Here is a 16,661-nt window from a genome sequence, read left to right on the forward strand (position 1 = left end):
CCAACGATGCGAAACAGTGCTACGACTCTTCACTGAACCGGTTAAGGGAGTGCGCATGCTGGAGGCCACACCGCTCGGCGACGGATGGATCCTGCGGCACGACTCGGACACGCTGCCGGCCACCGTGCCGGGGTGCGTGCACACCGACCTGATGGCGGCCGGGCTGATCCCGGACCCGTTCCTCGGCCGCAACGAGACCGAGGTGGCGTGGGTGGGGCGCCGGGACTGGACCTACGAGCGGGAGATCGGCGGCTCGTCGGGGCACGAGCAGACCGACCTGGTCTTCGACGGGCTCGACACCGTCGCCGAGATCTCCCTGGACGGGCGGCTGCTGGGGAAGGTGCGCAACATGCACCGCTCGTACCGGTTCGACGTGACGGGCCTGTCCGGGCGGCTGTCCGTGCGGTTCGTCTCCGCCTACGCCGAGGCCGAGGCCGTGCGGGGCCGGGTGGGCGAGCGGCCCGCCGCCTACGCCGAGCCCTACCCGTACCTGCGCAAGATGGCCTGCTCCTTCGGATGGGACTGGGGGCCGACCCTGGTGACGGCCGGGATCTGGCGGCCGGTGCGCCTGGAGCACTGGTCGACGGCCCGGATCGCCCGGGTGCGCCCGCTGGTCACCGTCGAGGAGGGCACCGGTGTCGTCGAGCTGGCTGTCGACGTCGAGCGGACCCGGGTCGAGGCACCCCTCGCCGTGGAGGCGACCGTCGCGGGGGTGCGGGCCCGGGCGGAGATCGAGGGGGCGGGCGGGACCGTACGGCTGCGGGTGCCGGACGCGCGGCTGTGGTGGCCGCGCGGGTACGGCGAACAGTCGCTCCACGATGTCGAGTTGCGGCTGCTGCACGAGGACGAGGCCCTGGACGTGTGGCGGCGGCGGATCGGCTTCCGGACCGTCGAACTGGACCGGCGGCCCGACGCGCACGGCACCGGCTTCACCCTCGTCGTCAACGGCGAGCGGCTCTTCGCGCGGGGCGTCAACTGGATCCCCGACGACGTCTTCCCGTCCCGGATCAGCCGTGAGCGCTACCGGGAGCGCCTGGAGCAGGCGGCCGGCGCGGGCGTGGACCTCGTACGGATCTGGGGCGGCGGGATCTACGAGAGCGAGGACTTCTACGACGCCTGCGACGAGCTCGGCCTGCTGGTCTGGCAGGACTTCCCGTTCGCCTGCGCGGCCTACCCGGAGGAGCAGCCGCTGCGCGGCGAGGTGGAGGCCGAGGCGCGGGAGAACGTCGTACGGCTGATGCCGCACCCGTCGCTGGTGCTGTGGAACGGCAACAACGAGAACCTGTGGGGCTTCCGGGACTGGGAGTGGGAGCCGCGGCTGGCCGGGGACTCCTGGGGAGAGGGCTACTACCTGGGCGTCCTGCCGCGCGTGGTGGCCGAGCTGGACCCGACCCGGCCGTACACGGCGGGGAGCCCCTGGTCCGGGTCGTGGGGGCACCACCCCAACGACCCGGCGCACGGCACGCACCACTCGTGGGAGGTGTGGAACCGGGAGGACTACGCGGACTACCGGCTGAGCGTGCCGCGGTTCGTCGCCGAGTTCGGCTGGCAGGCACCGCCCGCGTACACGACGCTGCGCCGGGCCCTGCCCGGGGAGGAGCTCGCGCCGGACTCCCCCGGCATGCTGCACCACCAGAAGGCGGACGACGGCAACGGCAAGCTGGAGCGGGGGCTCCGGCGGCACTTCGCCGTACCGGACGGGGACTTCGACCGGTGGCACTACCTCATGCAGCTCAACCAGGCGCGGGCGGTCGCGGCCGGGATCGAGCACTGGCGCTCCCACTGGCCGGTGTGCGCGGGCACGATCGTCTGGCAGCTCAACGACTGCTGGCCGGTGACGTCCTGGGCGGCGATCGACGGGGACGGCCGGGAGAAGCCGCTGTACCACGAGCTGAAGCGGCTGTACGCGGACCGGCTGCTGATGCTCCAGGTGCGGGACGGCGCGCTGGTGCTGGCCGCCGTCAACCAGGGGGCGGAGGAATGGAGGGGCCGGCTGACGCTGCGACGGTTGTCCGTCGAGGGTGAGGTGCTGGGGCGAGCGGATGGGGAACTGACGGCGGGGGTGCGGGCCGTGACGCGTCTCGATGTGCCTCGGGAGCTGATGCCCGACGGGCCGAAGGAGTTCCTGGTCGCGGACACGGACGGGTTGCGGGCGGTGCACTTTCCGGTGCCGGACCGTGACGTCTCCTACCCCCGGCCGGAGTTCGACGTCTCGCTCGCCCCGGGCGGGATCACGGTGACCGCCCGCACCCTGGTCCGGGACCTGTTGCTCCAGGCCGACCGGCTGGAGCCGGGGGCGCGGGCCGACCGGGGGCTGGTCACACTGCTGCCGGGCGAAGAGGTGACCATCGGGGTGCGCGGCTGGAAGACTCCGGACGCGGAGACCGCCCGTTCGGCCCTGTACTGCGTGGAGCCCACCCGATGACGGCAACGCCGACCCCTCGCGTCACCATCAAGGACGTCGCCGCGCGCGCCGGTGTGTCCAAGGGTGCCGTGTCCCTCGCGTTCAACCACAAGCCGGGCCTGTCGGAGGCCACCCGGGACCGGATCTTCCGGGCGGCGCGCGAGCTGGGCTGGGCGCCGAGCCTCACGGCGCGGACGCTGGCCGGATCGCGTGTGGACGTGGTGGGGCTGGCCGTGTGCCGGCCGGCGCGGGTGCTGGGGCTCGAGCCCTGGTACATGGAGTTCGTCTCGGGTGTGCAGAGCGTGCTGGCCGAGCACTCCAGCTCGCTGCTGCTGAGGCTGGTACGGAACATGGACGAGGAGGTGGGCGTCCAGGAGGCGTGGTGGCGGGGGCGGCAGACCGGCGGGTCGATCCTCGTCGACTTCCGCGCGGACGACCCGCGGGTGGCCCTGGCGGAGCGGCTCGGGATGCCGGTGGTCGCCGTCGGGCATCCCTCGCTGACCGGGGGTCTCACATCGGTGTGGACGGACGATGCCACGGCCGTGACGGAGGCGGTGCGGTATCTGGCCGCGCTCGGGCACCGGCGGATCGCCCGGGTCGGCGGGGCGGCGGAGCTCGGGCACACGGCGATCCGGACGGCGGCGTTCGACGAGGCGGCGGGGGCGCTGGCGCTGGCCGGGGCGTGGCAGGTCGCGACGGACTTCTCGGGCGACGCGGGGGCGCGTGCGACGCGGTCGCTGCTGACCGCGTCGTCGGCCGACCGGCCGACCGCGATCGTGTACGACAACGACATCATGGCGGTGGCGGGGCTGTCGGTGGCGGCGGAGATGGGGCTGCGGGTGCCTCAGGACGTGTCGCTGCTGGCCTGGGACGACTCGCAGCTGTGCCGGCTGACGCACCCGACCCTGTCGGCGATGAGCCATGATGTGCACGGCTTCGGGGCGGAGGTGGCCCGGACGCTGTTCTCGGTGATCACCGGGGGCGAGGCCGGATCTCATCCGGTGCCCACTCCCGTGCTGACGCCCAGAGGCTCCACGGCACCGCCGAAGGTGTGACCTTCACCGCTCCACCCGCCAGGACTGTGCAGCTACGTTACTCATAAGTAGCATGGGGCCTGAGCGCGCGCTCAGCGCATCGCAGCAGCAATGCAGATCCTGACCCTGGAGGAGAGCCATCGTGCCTCGTACCGTCAGGGACGTCGTCTTCGTCGACGGCGTCCGCACCCCGTTCGGCAAGGCGGGCCCGAAGGGCATCTACCACGAGACCCGTGCCGACGACCTCGTCGTGAAGGCGATCCGGGAGCTGCTGCGCCGCAACCCCGGACTCGACCCGAAGAAGATCGACGAGGTCGCCATCGCCGCGACCACGCAGATCGGTGACCAGGGCCTGACCATCGGCCGCACCGCCGGGATCCTCGCCGGTCTCCCGCAGTCCGTGCCGGGCTACTCCATCGACCGCATGTGCGCCGGCGCCCTGACGGCCGTCACCTCGGTCGCCGGTTCCGTCGCGTTCGGCGCCTACGACATCGCCATCGCGGGCGGTGTCGAGCACATGGGCCGCCACCCCATGGGCGAGGGCGTGGACCCGAACCCGCGGTTCGTCTCCGAGAAGCTGGTCGACGAGTCGGCCCTGTTCATGGGCATGACCGCGGAGAACCTGCACGACCGCTACCCGCAGATCACCAAGCTGCGCGCCGACGAGTACGCCGTGCGCTCCCAGGAGAAGGCCGCCAAGGCGTACGCCAACGGCAAGATCCAGGCCGACCTGGTGCCGATCTCGGTCCGCCGCACCTCCCCCGAGGCCGGTGAGACGGGCTGGGGCCTGGTCACCGCCGACGAGCCGATGCGCCCGGGCACGACCCTGGAGAACCTGTCGGGTCTGAAGACCCCGTTCCGTGTGCACGGCCGGGTCACCGCCGGTAACGCGGCCGGTCTGAACGACGGCGCCACCGCCTCACTCATCGCCTCCGAGGACTTCGCGCGCGAGCACGACCTCCCCGTGAAGATGCGCCTGGTCTCCTACTCCTTCGCGGGTGTCGAGCCTGAGGTCATGGGCTACGGCCCGATCCCGGCCACGGAGAAGGCGCTGGCCCAGGCGGGCCTGTCGATCTCCGACATCGGCCTGTTCGAGATCAACGAGGCCTTCGCCGTCCAGGTCCTGGCCTTCCTCGACCACTACGGCATCGCCGACGACGACGAGCGCGTCAACCAGTACGGCGGCGCCATCGCCTTCGGCCACCCGCTGGCCTCCTCCGGCGTCCGCCTGATGACGCAGCTGGCCCGCCAGTTCGAGGAGCAGCCGCACGTCCGCTACGGCCTGACCACCATGTGCGTCGGCTTCGGCATGGGCGCGACGGTCATCTGGGAGAACCCGCACTTCGAGGGGGACAAGTGAGCACCACCGCCGAGCTTCTCAAGCAGGCTTCCGAGCTGTTCCCGGACGAGGTCGTCACGAGTGCGCACGTACGCCACTTCGACCTCCCGCTGGGTGCGGGCCGTTTCGCCCTGATCACCCTGGACAACGGCCACGACCACACCAAGCCGACCACCTTCGGCCCGGCCTCGCTGGCGAACCTGAACGCCGCGATCGACCAGGTCGAGAAGGAGGCGGCGGACGGCGAGATCATCGGCGTCGGCATCACCGGCAAGCCGTTCATCTTCGCGGTCGGCGCCGACCTCAAGGGCGTGGAGATCCTCAAGGAGTACGAGCACGCGCTCGCCATCGGCAAGGGCGGCCACGAGGTCTTCAAGCGGCTGTCCACGCTGGCCGTGCCGACGTTCGCGTACTACAACGGCGCCGCGATGGGCGGCGGTGTCGAGGTCGGTCTGCACTGCACCTACCGCACCGTCTCCGCGGCTCTCCCGGCGTTCTCCCTGCCCGAGGTCTTCCTCGGCCTGGTGCCCGGCTGGGGCGGCTGCACCCTGCTGCCGAACCTGATCGGCCCCGAGAAGGCCGTCTCGGTGATCATCGAGAACAGCCTCAACCAGAACAAGCAGCTCAAGGGCAAGCAGGTCTACGAGCTCGGGATCGCCGACGCGATCTTCGAAGGCGCGGACTTCCTGGAGCAGTCGCTGATCTGGACCGCGGCCGTCCTCAAGGGCGAGCTGGAGATCGAGCGCCCGGTGATCGACCGCGGCGAGGGCTGGGACCAGGCCGTCGCCAAGGGCCGTTTCATCGCCGACTCCAAGGTGCACGGCGCCGCCCCGGCCGCCTACCGCGCCCTGGACATCATCGCCGCCGCCAAGAACGGCGACCTCCAGCAGGGCTACGACGCCGAGGACAGGGCCCTCGCCGACCTCATCATGGGCGGCGAACTGCGTTCCGGCATCTACGCCTTCAACCTGGTGCAGAAGCGCGGCAAGCGCCCGGCCGGCGCCCCGGACAAGTCCCTGGCCCGCCCGGTCACCAAGGTCGGTGTCGTCGGCGCCGGTCTGATGGCCAGCCAGCTCGCGCTGCTGTTCCTGCGCCGTCTGGAGGTGCCGGTCGTGCTGACCGACATCGACCAGGAGCGCGTCGACAAGGGTGTGGGCTACGTCCACGCCGAGATCGACAAGCTGCTCGGCAAGGGCCGTATCAACCAGGACAAGGCCAACCGCCTCAAGGCGCTGGTCACCGGTGTGCTGGACAAGGCCGAGGGCTTCTCGGACGCCGACTTCATCATCGAAGCGGTCTTCGAGGAGATGGGCGTCAAGCAGCAGGTGTTCGCGGAGGTCGAGGCGGTCGCCCCGGCGCACGCGATCCTGGCCACCAACACCTCCTCGCTGTCGGTGTCGGAGATGGCATCGAAGCTCCAGCACCCCGAGCGGGTCGTGGGCTTCCACTTCTTCAACCCGGTCGCCGTCCTGCCGCTGCTGGAGATCGTCCGCGGTGAGAAGACCGACGACGCCTCGCTCGCCACGGCGTTCGGTGTCGCCAAGAAGCTGAAGAAGACCGCGGTCCTCACCAAGGACGCCCCGGCGTTCGTCGTGAACCGCATCCTGACCCGCTTCATGGGCGAGATCCAGAACATCATCGACGAGGGCACGCCGGTCGAGGTCGCGGAGAAGGGCATCGAGCCGCTCGGTCTGCCGATGTCGCCGCTGGTGCTGCTGGAGCTGGTCGGCCCGGCGATCGGCCTGCACGTCTCCGAGACGCTCAACAAGGCGTTCCCGGACCGCTTCACGGTCTCCCCAAACCTCAAGGCGGTCGTCGAAGCCGGCAAGCGTGGCTTCTACGTCTACGACAGCGGCAAGCCGGAGCTGGACCCGGAGGTCGCCGCGCTGCTGAAGCAGGGCGACAGCGTCCTGACGGAGGAGCAGGTCCGCGAGCGCGTGCTCGACGCGGTGGCGCAGGAGATCGGCATCATGCTCGACGAGGGCGTCGTCGCCGAGGCGCAGGACATCGACCTGTGCCTCATCACCGGCGCCGGCTGGCCCTTCCACCTGGGCGGCATCACGCCGTACCTGGACCGCGAGGGCGTCTCCGAGCGGGTGAACGGCAAGAGGTTCCTGGCGCAGGGCGTCGCGAGCGTCCCGGCGTAACGCGTTACCCCTGAGGGGGGTGGGGCGTGCGGTAACAATCCGCGCACCCGCCCCCCTTTGTACATGCCGCCGCAGATAGGATCCTCACACAATCCGACCATTGTTTACCTGACTCTGACGGTCTCCACCCCAGACCGCCGGGTGTCCTCGAAGGAGTCCTGCGTGGCGTCCCCTCGTCGCCGAACACCCCGACGCCGGGTCTGGCCCAAGATCAGGCTCCTGCTCCTCGTGGCGGTCGTCGCCGCCGGCGGCACGGCGCTCTATCCCGTGTGGAAGGCCGCGAACCCGGATCCGCCCGAGCTGAAGGTCCGCTACCGGACCGACACCCCGGCGACGGCGACGGCGGCCAAGCCGTCGCTGGAGGTCTTCAACGACACCGACCAGCCCCTGCCGTTGAGCGATGTGACGCTCCGGTACTGGTTCACCGCCGACGGCACCGCGGGACTCTCCTCGTACGCCTTCAACTGTGTCAACGCCGTCTTCGGCTGCTCGAACGTCGCCGGTCGGATCGTCGCGATGGACAAGCCCACGGACACCGCCGACCACTACCTGGAGGTCCGGTTCACGGCCGCCGCGGGCGATCTGAAGCCCGGCGCCAACAGCAAGGGCATCGACCTCCAGCTCTTCCGCACCGACCACAGGAAGCTGAAGCAGTCCGACGACCGCTCCTTCGACGCGGGAATGACCAGCTACAAGGAGGCGGAGAAGGTCACCGCCTACAAGCGGGGCGTCCTCGCCTGGGGCGAGGAGCCGGACGGCAGCAGGGCGAGCGACGACAAGAAGGCCTCGGCGAAGGCCGACGCGCCCGCACCGCTGTCGGCCCCTCCGGCCGGGGTGCTCTTCGACGACTTCACCTACCAGGGCCCCAAGGACCCGGCCCTGTTCAAGCACGGCTGGCTGGTCCGCACCAGCAAGGGCGGCCCGGGCGTCGAGAACACCTGGTCGGCGAGCGGCGTCAGCTTCCCCACCGCCGAGGGCTCGCACGCCGACGGCCAGGTGCTCAACCTGCGGGCGAGCACGGACGGCACCAAGGCCGGGACGAAGCAGGCGAGCCTCGGCACGGCCGCGAGCAAGTTCCGCGACGGCACCTACGCGGCCCGGATCCACTTCAGCGACGAGCCGGCCACCGGGGACTCCGGCGACCACGTCAACCAGACCTTCTACACCATCGGCGGCACGGGCTCGAAGTACAGTGAGCTGGACAACGAGTACATGCCGAACGGCGGCTGGGGCCGGCCCGGCCCCAAGCTCGACACCGTGACCTGGTACGACCACAAGACGAACGACCGGGTCTACCAGACCACGAAGAAGAGCCTCGACGCCTGGCACACCGTGCTGATCAGGGTGAAGGACGGCGTCGTCGCCTACTGGCTCGACGGCAAGAAGCTCTTCCTCAGCAACGGCAAGTACGCCCCGCGCACGGACATGTCCGTGAACTTCAACCACTGGTTCATCGATCTGCCGTTCAAGGGCGACCGCGCCTGGGACATGAAGGTGGACTGGCTCTACTACAACGCGAACGAAACCCTGTCGGCGAAGCAAGTGCAGTCCGCTGTCGACGGCTTCACCGACGAGGGCATGAACTACTTCGACACGGTTCGGGAGTCCCGGTGAGGAACAGTCGGTCCGGTGCCCACAGGCACGCTGCCGAGGCAACGGAGAACAAGCCGGTGGTGAGCAGGCGCTCCGCTCTGCTGATGGGCGGTGCGGGAGGCGTCGCCATGGCCGGCGGCGGCGCGTGGCTGGGCAAGGTGGTGGCGCAGCCCGCCGCCGCCCCGCTCGCCGCGGGCGGCATCGGAGGCCTCACCACGCCTCCCCTCTACGCCCCCTCCGGCCGCCGCCCCAAGTACCGCCGGGCGACGTGGTCCCAGCAGTTCCAGTCCGGCCACGGCTGGACGCCCGGGGGCGCGGGCACCGCATCGGCCGAGGCGAACGACAAGTCCGTCTTCGTCCGCGGCACCCAGTCGGTCCGGGTGACCACGAACGGCACCGGCAAGCAGAGTTACGTCCGCAAGACGGGCCTGCCGGCGATGAGCCTGACGGGCAAGATGATCCGGCTGGTCTTCCGCGTCGAGGACGTGACGAACCTGGCCAAGCTCGTCTTCTACCTGGGCAGCGGCTCCCTCGCCAACCACTTCGCCTGGACGCACCACGTCCACTCCAAGACGTCGGCCAACTACGTCCAGTCCGGGGAGTGGGTGACCGTCCACCTCCAGTGGGCGGACGTCAACGCGGCGGCCGGCACGTACTCCATCGGCGCCGACGGCAAACCGTCCACGAAGACCGGCTTCACCGACATGTCGTTCGCCGTGTACGACGACGCGGGCGGTCCGGTGACCTACCGGCTCCAGGCCGTGGAGCTGATACCGGACACCGTCTCGGTCTTCCCCAAGGGCGTCGTCTCCATCACCTTCGACGACTCCCACAAGTCGATCCACGACCTGGCCCGGCCGGTCATGGACCGCTTCGGCTTCCCCGGCACGGTCTACAACATCGCCGACGCCATCGGCACCGGCAGCTTCCTGACCCTCAACCAGATGCGGTCGATGCAGGACTTCTCCGGCTGGGAGATGGGGGGCCACTCGTACGCGAACGCCGTCCACACGGCCAGCTACCCCAAGCTCACCGCCGAGCAGGCCGACGACGACTTCCGCAAGCTGCGCGAGTGGCTGGTGTCCAACGGCTTCACCAGTGAACACTTCGCCTATCCGCACGGCGCGTTCCAGAAGACGTCCGACGGGGTCCCGGTCGACCAGATCGCGAGCCGGCACTTCACCACGGCCCGGTCGATCATCTCCGAGACCATCGAGTCCTTCGCCCCGGCGATGCCGTACCGCCTCAAGGCGCTGACGGGCATCAACGACGGCACGGGCATCGGCGGTACGGCCCTGTCGAAGCTGACGGGTGCGGGCGGCCGGCTCGACCGGTGCGTGAACAGCGGCGACTGGCTGATCCTCTGTCTGCACAAGGTCGTCGACGGCACCCCCGCGACGAGCACCGAGATCGGCAAGGCGGGCCTGGAGACGCTGATGAAGGCGATCGACGACCGGGACATCCCGGTGCTGACGGTCGAGGAGGCCATGGCCTCCTACACCTGAGGCCCGGCGCAGGACCCGGACACACAAGAGAGGGACGGCCCCCCGGCCGCCCCTCTCTTCGTTCTCCTGCGGCTCTACCAGCCGCCGCCCTGCCCGTATCCCTGGCCCTGCCCCTGGCCCTGTGGCCACGACGGGTCCTGGTGCGGATAGCCGCCCTGCTGCGGGACGTGGCCGCCCTGACCCGGGTACTGCTGCTGGTACGGGTCGTGGTGCCCGGGGTGTCCGTCCAGCCACTGCGGCTGCCCGGCCGGTGCCGGCGCCCCCCAGCTCACGCGCTGCTGCGGAACGGCCGCGTGCTGCTCCTCGTCGTACCCGGGGATCGGCTGCGGCTGGGAGGGGATGCCACCCGTCGGACGGGGCCGGGTGCGCAGTGCCACGCCCTCCAGACGCATCAGCTGGAGCGTCTCGGTGACCTTCTTGTCGGAGTACGGGTCCTCTTCCTCGAAGATCTCCGTCACATCGTGCTCGTGGTCCCCGGCGACGGACACCTCGACACCGCCCTGGCGGGTGCCCCAGCTGCCCTTGTGGAGGGTGAACAGGGCGTAGAAGCGCAGCGGGGTCAGCAGCGTCAGCTGGATCACGCCGTAGATCGGCGCGAGCAGGAACATGCCGAAGCGCTTGACGAAGCCCATGCCGCGGCGCGGGAAGTCGAGGTAGCGCACATTGCGGAGGTAGCCCATCAGGACCATGAAGACCAGGTAGTCGCCGATGTGGTTGAGGAACTGCTGGGGCTTGATGATGGGCAGGATGACCATCGAGTAGAACATCGCCGAGCCGAAGACCAGCCACAGCGCGAGTTCCATGCAGGTCAGCCAGAAGGCCGGGCGGTACTTCTTCTGGTGCCGGAACGCCCAGAGCGACTCGCGGAAGAAGGACTTGTTCCAGCGCACCTGCTGGCGCAGGAAGTGCGGCAGCTTCTCGGGGACGGCCGTGTAGCCGACGGCCGTCTCCTGGAAGACGACCTGGCCCTCCATCAGGCAGTAGTTGGTCATGCGGCGGTCGTCGCCGAAGACGGCCGGCTTGCCCAGGAACTGCTGGTTGAGGAAGTCCGGCAGGTACTTGCGCACCAGCGTGCCGCGGTACGCGGAGAGCGCGCCGCAACAGCACAGCACCGACTTCAGCCGCGAGTAGGCGGCCCGCTCGAAGAGGAACGAGTTGCCGTAGCGCAGGTCCTGGAGGCGGGTGAAGATGTTGCTGTCGTGATTGAGCGCCAGCACCATGCCGGTGGAGGCCATGATCTTCTCGTCGGCCAGCGGCAGCAGCAGCTCGCGCACGGTGTCGCGGGACAGCACGGTGTCCGAGTCGACGCACAGGAAGATGTCGGAGTACGGCGCGGCCTCGAAGCCCAGCGCCAGCGCCTCGCGCTTGCCCTTGTTCTCGGGCTGCACGCTGACGGTGTACTTGACGCCCTTGGCCTCGAACTCGCGGCGCATCTTCTTCGCCGCCCGGATGCCGGAGTCGTTGGCGCTGGCGTCGTCGATGATGTGGATCTCGTTGGGCAGGCGGCTCTGCGCGAGGAGGCTGCGCATGCCCTGCTCGAACATCACCGGGTCCTCGTTGTAGATCGGGATGACCGCGGTGACCCAGGCGTTCTCCAGGTACTCCAGCTCCTCCCGCCCGGCCTTGGCCGGACGGTAGAAGAGGGCGCCGAACATCTTCAGGGCCAGCAGGCCCATGGCACCCATCGAGTACAGGTGCAGGGAACCGGCGTCGAGCCGCGTGGCGATCAGCGCGGCCAGGCCCAGGAAGACGAAGTACGAGACCTTCAGGTGCCGCCGCTTGCGGTGGGCCCGACGGCCACCGGAGTCGGCGGCTCCCGGTATGTACGTATCGTCGGCAGTCACAGCTTGACCACCCGCGGGTGGTCGGCGGATTTGCCCCGGGTGTCGAAGAGCGCCCGGGCCCGGTCGGCGAGCTCCTCCAGGTCGATCTCCCGGTGCGGCTGGAGCAGGATGGTGAGGTCGACGGCCTCGGCGGCGGCGAGGTAGTCCTCCGCCCGCTCGACGGGCTCACCGCCGACACGCCAGTCCTCGACCCGCGGGTCGAAGTAGACGAGCTCGGCACCGCGCGCGAGGAGGTTCTCGGCGACGGCCAGGGCCGGGCTCTCGCGCTGGTCGGAGATGTCCGGCTTGTACGTCACGCCGAGCAGCAGCACGCGGGAGCCGCGCACGGCCTTGCCCTGGTCGTTCAGCAGATCGGCGGCCCGGTTCACCACGTGCACGGGCATCCGCTGGTTGATCTCCTGCGCCAGCTCCACGAACCGGAACGGGATGCCCAGCGAACGCACCTTGTACGACAGGTAGTTGGGGTCGATCGGGATGCAGTGCCCGCCTACGCCGGGGCCGGGGAAGAAGGGCGCGAAACCGAACGGCTTGGTGGAGGCGCACCGGATGGCGTCCCAGAGGTCGACGCCGATCTCCCGGCAGAACATCGACATCTCGTTGACGAGCGCGATGTTGACGTGCCGGTAGGTGTTCTCCAGCAGCTTGGCCATCTCTGCCTCGCGGGTGCCCTTGGCCTCGACGACCCGGTGCACGAACTGCTCGTAGAGGGCCCGGGCGGCCTTGGTGCAGTCGGCCGTGATGCCGCCGACGACCTTGGGCGTGTTCTCCAGACCGAAGGAGGCGTTGCCCGGGTCGATGCGCTCCGGGGAGAAGGCGAGGTGGAAGTCGACACCGACCCGCAGGCCTCCGGCCTCCAGACGCGGCCGGACGACCTCGTCGGTCGTACCCGGGTACGTCGTGGACTCCAGGACCACGAGGGTGCCGGCGGTCAGGTGCGCGGCGATGTCGTCGACGGCGGCGTGCACCGCACCGAGGTCCGGGGCGCCGTGATCGGTGAGCGGCGTGGGAACGCACACCACGACCGCGGCGGCATCGGCGATCACATCGGCCCGGTCGACGGCCTCGAAGCCCTGCTCCAGCATGGCGCGCACTTCGGCGTCGGTGATGTCGTCGACGTGGGAACGGCCGGTGTTCAGTCCGTCGACCACCCGTCGGCTGCGGTCGAGACCGACCACCTTCAGGCCCGCGGCAGCGGCGGACCTGGCCAACGGCAGCCCCACGTAACCGAGTCCGACAACGACAAGATCCACCGTGGAGGATCTGCTCACGACATCATTCCCCAACCCCGTTGCCACGACGTCGGCCAGACGCAGCAGCAACCGGCCCCCCGAGCAAATCGAACAAGTCCGAGGAGGTTAACAAGACCTTCACTTTTTGACCATGTTCACCCGAGGTGCGCCTTGTCACGCACACATCTGTACAACCCTTGACACACCTCGTGTGTCTGGAGCGACAAGAGCCACAGCTTGAAGAGGCAAGTTCCCCTTGCCGGAGGGGGTCAGATCTCCCTCCAGGCCTCCAGCGCGAGCCCCGGCTCGTCCTTGCGGCGGGTGAGCAGCACGGTCCCGGTCGAGGGCGAGAGGGAGGCGGCGACGACCTCGTCGTGCTCGTCGAGCGCCACCGACACCACGGCGTCGGCGGGCAGCTGAGGCCCCGACTCGGTCCACCAGGCACCGGCCGACTCCTGCTCGGTCGGATACGCGGCGAAGGCGACCCGGCCGCTCGCCGACCGCTGCGCGAGCACGGTGCAGTCGTGCCCCTCGATCTCACACCGTACGGCGGAGACCGGGCCCGGGCCGGCGGACGTGAGGAGGGTCACCGGCTTCTCACCGGGGCGCCAGGCGCACAGGTCTCCCGACAGGTCCGTGAAGAAGAGGGTGGTGTGCTCGGCGGACGTGGCGAGGGCGCGCAGGGTCCCCGGACGGGCGGGGGCGTCGATGCCCTCGGTCCGCACCGGCTTCTTCCCGTCCCCCTCCTGCCGCCAGTGCAGGACCCCGCCGGGCACGCAGGCGTACACCTCCACGAGCCCCGACTCCCCCGCCACGGCGGCCAACTCCCCCTCGACGTCATGTCCTTCGAGGTCCTGCCAGCCTCCCCAGCCGCCCTTGACCTTCTGGTTGCGCAGGCTCACCCCGCCGCCCTTGTTCCGGACGAAGACATAGCCGCGCCCCGCGCCGTCGACGGCGACGGCCGGGGGACCCGTCCGGTCGCCCTTCTGGTCCGGGTGCCCGATCGGAACCCAGTCCAGGGGCGCGAGCCCGGGCCGGAAGTGCGTGGAGTGCACGAGCCCCGACTCCCCCGGCACGGTGGGCCGCCAGGCGGCCAGGTGGGCGTACCCGTCGGTGCCCTGGCCGACCGCCGCGCCCGGGTGCAGCTTCTGGCTGCCGCCGACGGTGCGCGGAGTGTCCTCCCAGGGGCCGGCGGGGCCGCGTTCCGCACGGCACAGGACGGCGTCGCCGGAGGGCAGATAGACGGTGAGGCGGCCGTCGCGGCCGCGGATGAGCCAGTCGCCGTTCACCTGTTCACTTTATGCGGCCGACAGGGCCCGGCGCGCCGGGCCACCCCTGCCCCGGGCCCATCTCCCGTGCGACCCTGGCCACATGAACGCCAACGCGCCTGTCCTCGTCGTCGTCGACGCCGCGAATGTCGTCGGGTCGGTGCCGGACGGGTGGTGGCGGGACCGCAGGGGCGCGGCGGAACGGCTGCGGGACCGGCTGGCGTCGGAGGGGGTCCCCGCCGTCCCCGGCCCGGTGGAGATCGTCCTGGTGGTGGAAGGGGCGGCGCGGGGAGTGGAGCCCGTGCCCGGGGTACGGGTGTCGTCGGCGCCGGGCAGTGGGGACGACCACATCGTCGAGGTCGTCGCGTCGGCCGGTGACCGCCCCGTCCTGGTGATCACGGCGGACCGGGAACTGCGGCGACGGGTCGCGGAGCTGGGGGCGGAGGTGGCGGGGCCGCGGTCTGTTCGTCCGTAGAGGCTCGGCGTCGGGGTGAGGCGGGGTGGGTCCTCAACCCGGCGCAGCGGGGCGCGACCGGCGGGGCAGCCCCCGCAGCCGCGTACGGTCCCCAACCCACCACCCGGCGGAAGGCGAAGGCGCGCACCCCCGCCCAGCCGGGCAGGCCGCCGCAGGCACACGGCCGCCGGGCCGCAGCCGCTTACGGCGTGCCGCCGCCCGCGCTCGGCTGTTCCTCCGTCGCTTCGCCGCGCGCCAGGCGGCTGTGGGAGCGGCCGTACAGGAAGTAGACGAGGAAGCCGGCGGCCATCCAGATGGCGAAGCGGACCCACGTCTCCGCGGGGAGGTTGATCATCAGCCACAGGGAGGCGCAGACCGACAGGATCGGGATGACCGGCACCCACGGGGTGCGGAAGGCCCGGGGCAGGTCGGGGCGGGACCTGCGGAGGATGATCACGCCGATGGCGACGACCACGAAGGCGAACAGCGTGCCGATGTTCACCAGCGCGGCGAGCTCCGTCAGCGGCGTGAACCCGGCGAGGACCGCGATGACGACGCCGAGCAGGATGGTCGGCCGGTGCGGCGTCTTGAACCGCGGGTGGACGCGCGAGAAGAACCGCGGCAGCAGCCCGTCCCGGCTCATCGCGAAGAAGACGCGGGTCTGCCCGAGCAGCAGGATCATGCACACCGTCGTCAGGCCGACCGCGGCGCCGAAGCTGATGAAGCCCGCGTACCAGGGGTGCCCGGTGGCCTTGAACGCGTCGGCGAGGGGGGCGTCGACGGACAGCTCGCTGTAGTGCTGCATGCCGGTGACGACGATCGACACCAGGACGTACAGCGTGGTGCAGATGATGAGGGAGCCGAGGATGCCGCGCGGCATGTCGCGCTGCGGGTTCTTGGTCTCCTCCGCGGCCGTGGCCACGACGTCGAAGCCGATGAAGGCGAAGAACACGACCGAGGCGGCGGTGAAGATGCCCATCACGCCGAAGTTGGAGGGCGCCCAGCCGAACATGAGCTGGATCAGGGGGGAGTCGAGACTCGCCCCGGCCTCGACGGGCTGCTCCTTCGGGATGAACGGGTCGTAGTTGGCGCCCTTGATGAGGAACGCGCCCGCGATGATCACGACGAGGACGACCGTCACCTTGATGGCGACGACGATCGACGTGATCCGCGCGGACAGCTTCATGCCGACCACGAGGATGCCGGTGAGCACGAGGACGAGCGCGGCGGCGAGGATGTCGAAGCCGAAGGCGTCGGCGCCCTCGCGGCTGCCGAGGGCCGTCGGCATGTTCCAGCCCGCGTTGTCCATGAGCGACTGGATGTAGCCGGACCAGCCGACGGCCACCACCGCCGTCCCGAGCGCGAACTCCAGGACGAGGTCCCAGCCGATGATCCAGGCGGGCAGTTCACCGAGGGAGGCGTACGAGAACGTGTAGGCGGACCCGGCGACCGGGACCGTGGACGCGAACTCGGCGTAGCACAGGGCGGCCAGGGCGCAGGCGACGCCTGCCGCCACGAACGCCAGAGCCGTGGCCGGCCCTGCGTTGTTCTTGGCGACCGTGCCGGTGAGGACGAAGATGCCGGTACCGATGATCACACCGACGCCGAAGACGGTCAGATCCAGCGCGGACAAGGACTTCTTGAGCGCGTGCTCTGGCTCCTCGGTGTCGAGGATGGACTGCTCGACCTTCTTCGTCCGGAAGAGGGTACTGCTCACGGGGTTACCTCCCACGCTCGTCGTCCTCGACATGATCGAGAGGTGGCACCATCCGTATGCCCCGGCACAGGCCAATTCACGCCAATGGGCCGGTTCCACCACCCTCACGGTGGGAAACCGGCCCAAC

General features: G+C 70.2%; 11 protein-coding genes. 7 read left to right on the top strand and 4 right to left on the bottom strand.

Going from position 1 to position 16,661, the window contains the following annotated elements; genetic code table 11:
- Positions 1-55 precede the first annotated feature (55 nt).
- From ACIRDU_RS29550 to ACIRDU_RS29575, 6 genes are all read left to right on the top strand, one after another.
- Entirely contained in the window at positions 56-2,425 is a 2,370-nt protein-coding gene (locus ACIRDU_RS29550) for a glycoside hydrolase family 2 protein (protein WP_403584890.1), read from the top strand.
- Positions 2,422-3,459: a LacI family DNA-binding transcriptional regulator gene (locus ACIRDU_RS29555; protein WP_403584893.1), complete on the top strand. Its 1,038-nt coding sequence runs from the start codon at positions 2,422-2,424 to the stop codon at positions 3,457-3,459. Before ACIRDU_RS29550 ends, ACIRDU_RS29555 begins: the two co-directional genes overlap by 4 nt.
- A 121-nt stretch (positions 3,460-3,580) precedes the next feature.
- Positions 3,581-4,798, top strand: coding sequence for a thiolase family protein (locus tag ACIRDU_RS29560; RefSeq protein WP_402611379.1), 1,218 nt, complete (start codon positions 3,581-3,583; stop codon positions 4,796-4,798).
- On the top strand, positions 4,795-6,924 hold the full coding sequence (locus ACIRDU_RS29565; protein WP_403584897.1) for a 3-hydroxyacyl-CoA dehydrogenase NAD-binding domain-containing protein: 2,130 nt from the start codon (positions 4,795-4,797) through the stop codon (positions 6,922-6,924). Before ACIRDU_RS29560 ends, ACIRDU_RS29565 begins: the two co-directional genes overlap by 4 nt.
- 162 nt (positions 6,925-7,086) lie before the next feature.
- Complete coding sequence (locus tag ACIRDU_RS29570) at positions 7,087-8,538, top strand: cellulose binding domain-containing protein (RefSeq protein ID WP_403584899.1); 1,452 nt, start codon at positions 7,087-7,089, stop codon at positions 8,536-8,538.
- 59 nt (positions 8,539-8,597) lie between these two features.
- Positions 8,598-10,022, top strand: a complete 1,425-nt coding sequence (locus ACIRDU_RS29575; protein ID WP_403584902.1) for a polysaccharide deacetylase family protein — start codon at positions 8,598-8,600, stop codon at positions 10,020-10,022.
- A 74-nt stretch (positions 10,023-10,096) separates the two neighbouring features.
- Here the strand turns inward: ACIRDU_RS29575 and ACIRDU_RS29580 are convergent, their stop codons facing one another.
- From ACIRDU_RS29580 to ACIRDU_RS29590, 3 genes are all read right to left on the bottom strand, one after another.
- On the bottom strand, positions 10,097-11,866 hold the full coding sequence (locus ACIRDU_RS29580; RefSeq protein WP_403584905.1) for a glycosyltransferase: 1,770 nt from the start codon (positions 11,864-11,866) through the stop codon (positions 10,097-10,099).
- On the bottom strand, positions 11,863-13,134 hold the full coding sequence (locus ACIRDU_RS29585) for a nucleotide sugar dehydrogenase (protein WP_403584908.1): 1,272 nt from the start codon (positions 13,132-13,134) through the stop codon (positions 11,863-11,865). The genes ACIRDU_RS29580 and ACIRDU_RS29585 overlap by 4 nt, the downstream gene beginning before the upstream one ends.
- 230 nt (positions 13,135-13,364) lie before the next feature.
- Positions 13,365-14,384 carry a hypothetical protein gene (locus ACIRDU_RS29590; protein WP_403584911.1) on the bottom strand — a complete coding sequence of 340 codons (1,020 nt, stop codon included), beginning with the start codon at positions 14,382-14,384 and terminating at the stop codon, positions 13,365-13,367.
- Positions 14,385-14,466: 82 nt separating this feature from the next.
- Here ACIRDU_RS29590 and ACIRDU_RS29595 point away from each other — a divergent pair, with 82 nt between their 5' ends.
- Complete coding sequence (locus tag ACIRDU_RS29595) at positions 14,467-14,838, top strand: NTP pyrophosphohydrolase (RefSeq protein ID WP_403584914.1); 372 nt, start codon at positions 14,467-14,469, stop codon at positions 14,836-14,838.
- Between the two features lie 181 nt (positions 14,839-15,019).
- Here the strand turns inward: ACIRDU_RS29595 and ACIRDU_RS29600 are convergent, their stop codons facing one another.
- On the bottom strand, positions 15,020-16,534 hold the full coding sequence (locus ACIRDU_RS29600; RefSeq protein WP_403584917.1) for an amino acid permease: 1,515 nt from the start codon (positions 16,532-16,534) through the stop codon (positions 15,020-15,022).
- Between the last annotated feature and the right edge of the window lie 127 nt (positions 16,535-16,661).

It is taken from the genome of Streptomyces sp. NPDC093598, from assembly GCF_044764825.1.
GTDB lineage: Bacteria > Actinomycetota > Actinomycetes > Streptomycetales > Streptomycetaceae > Streptomyces.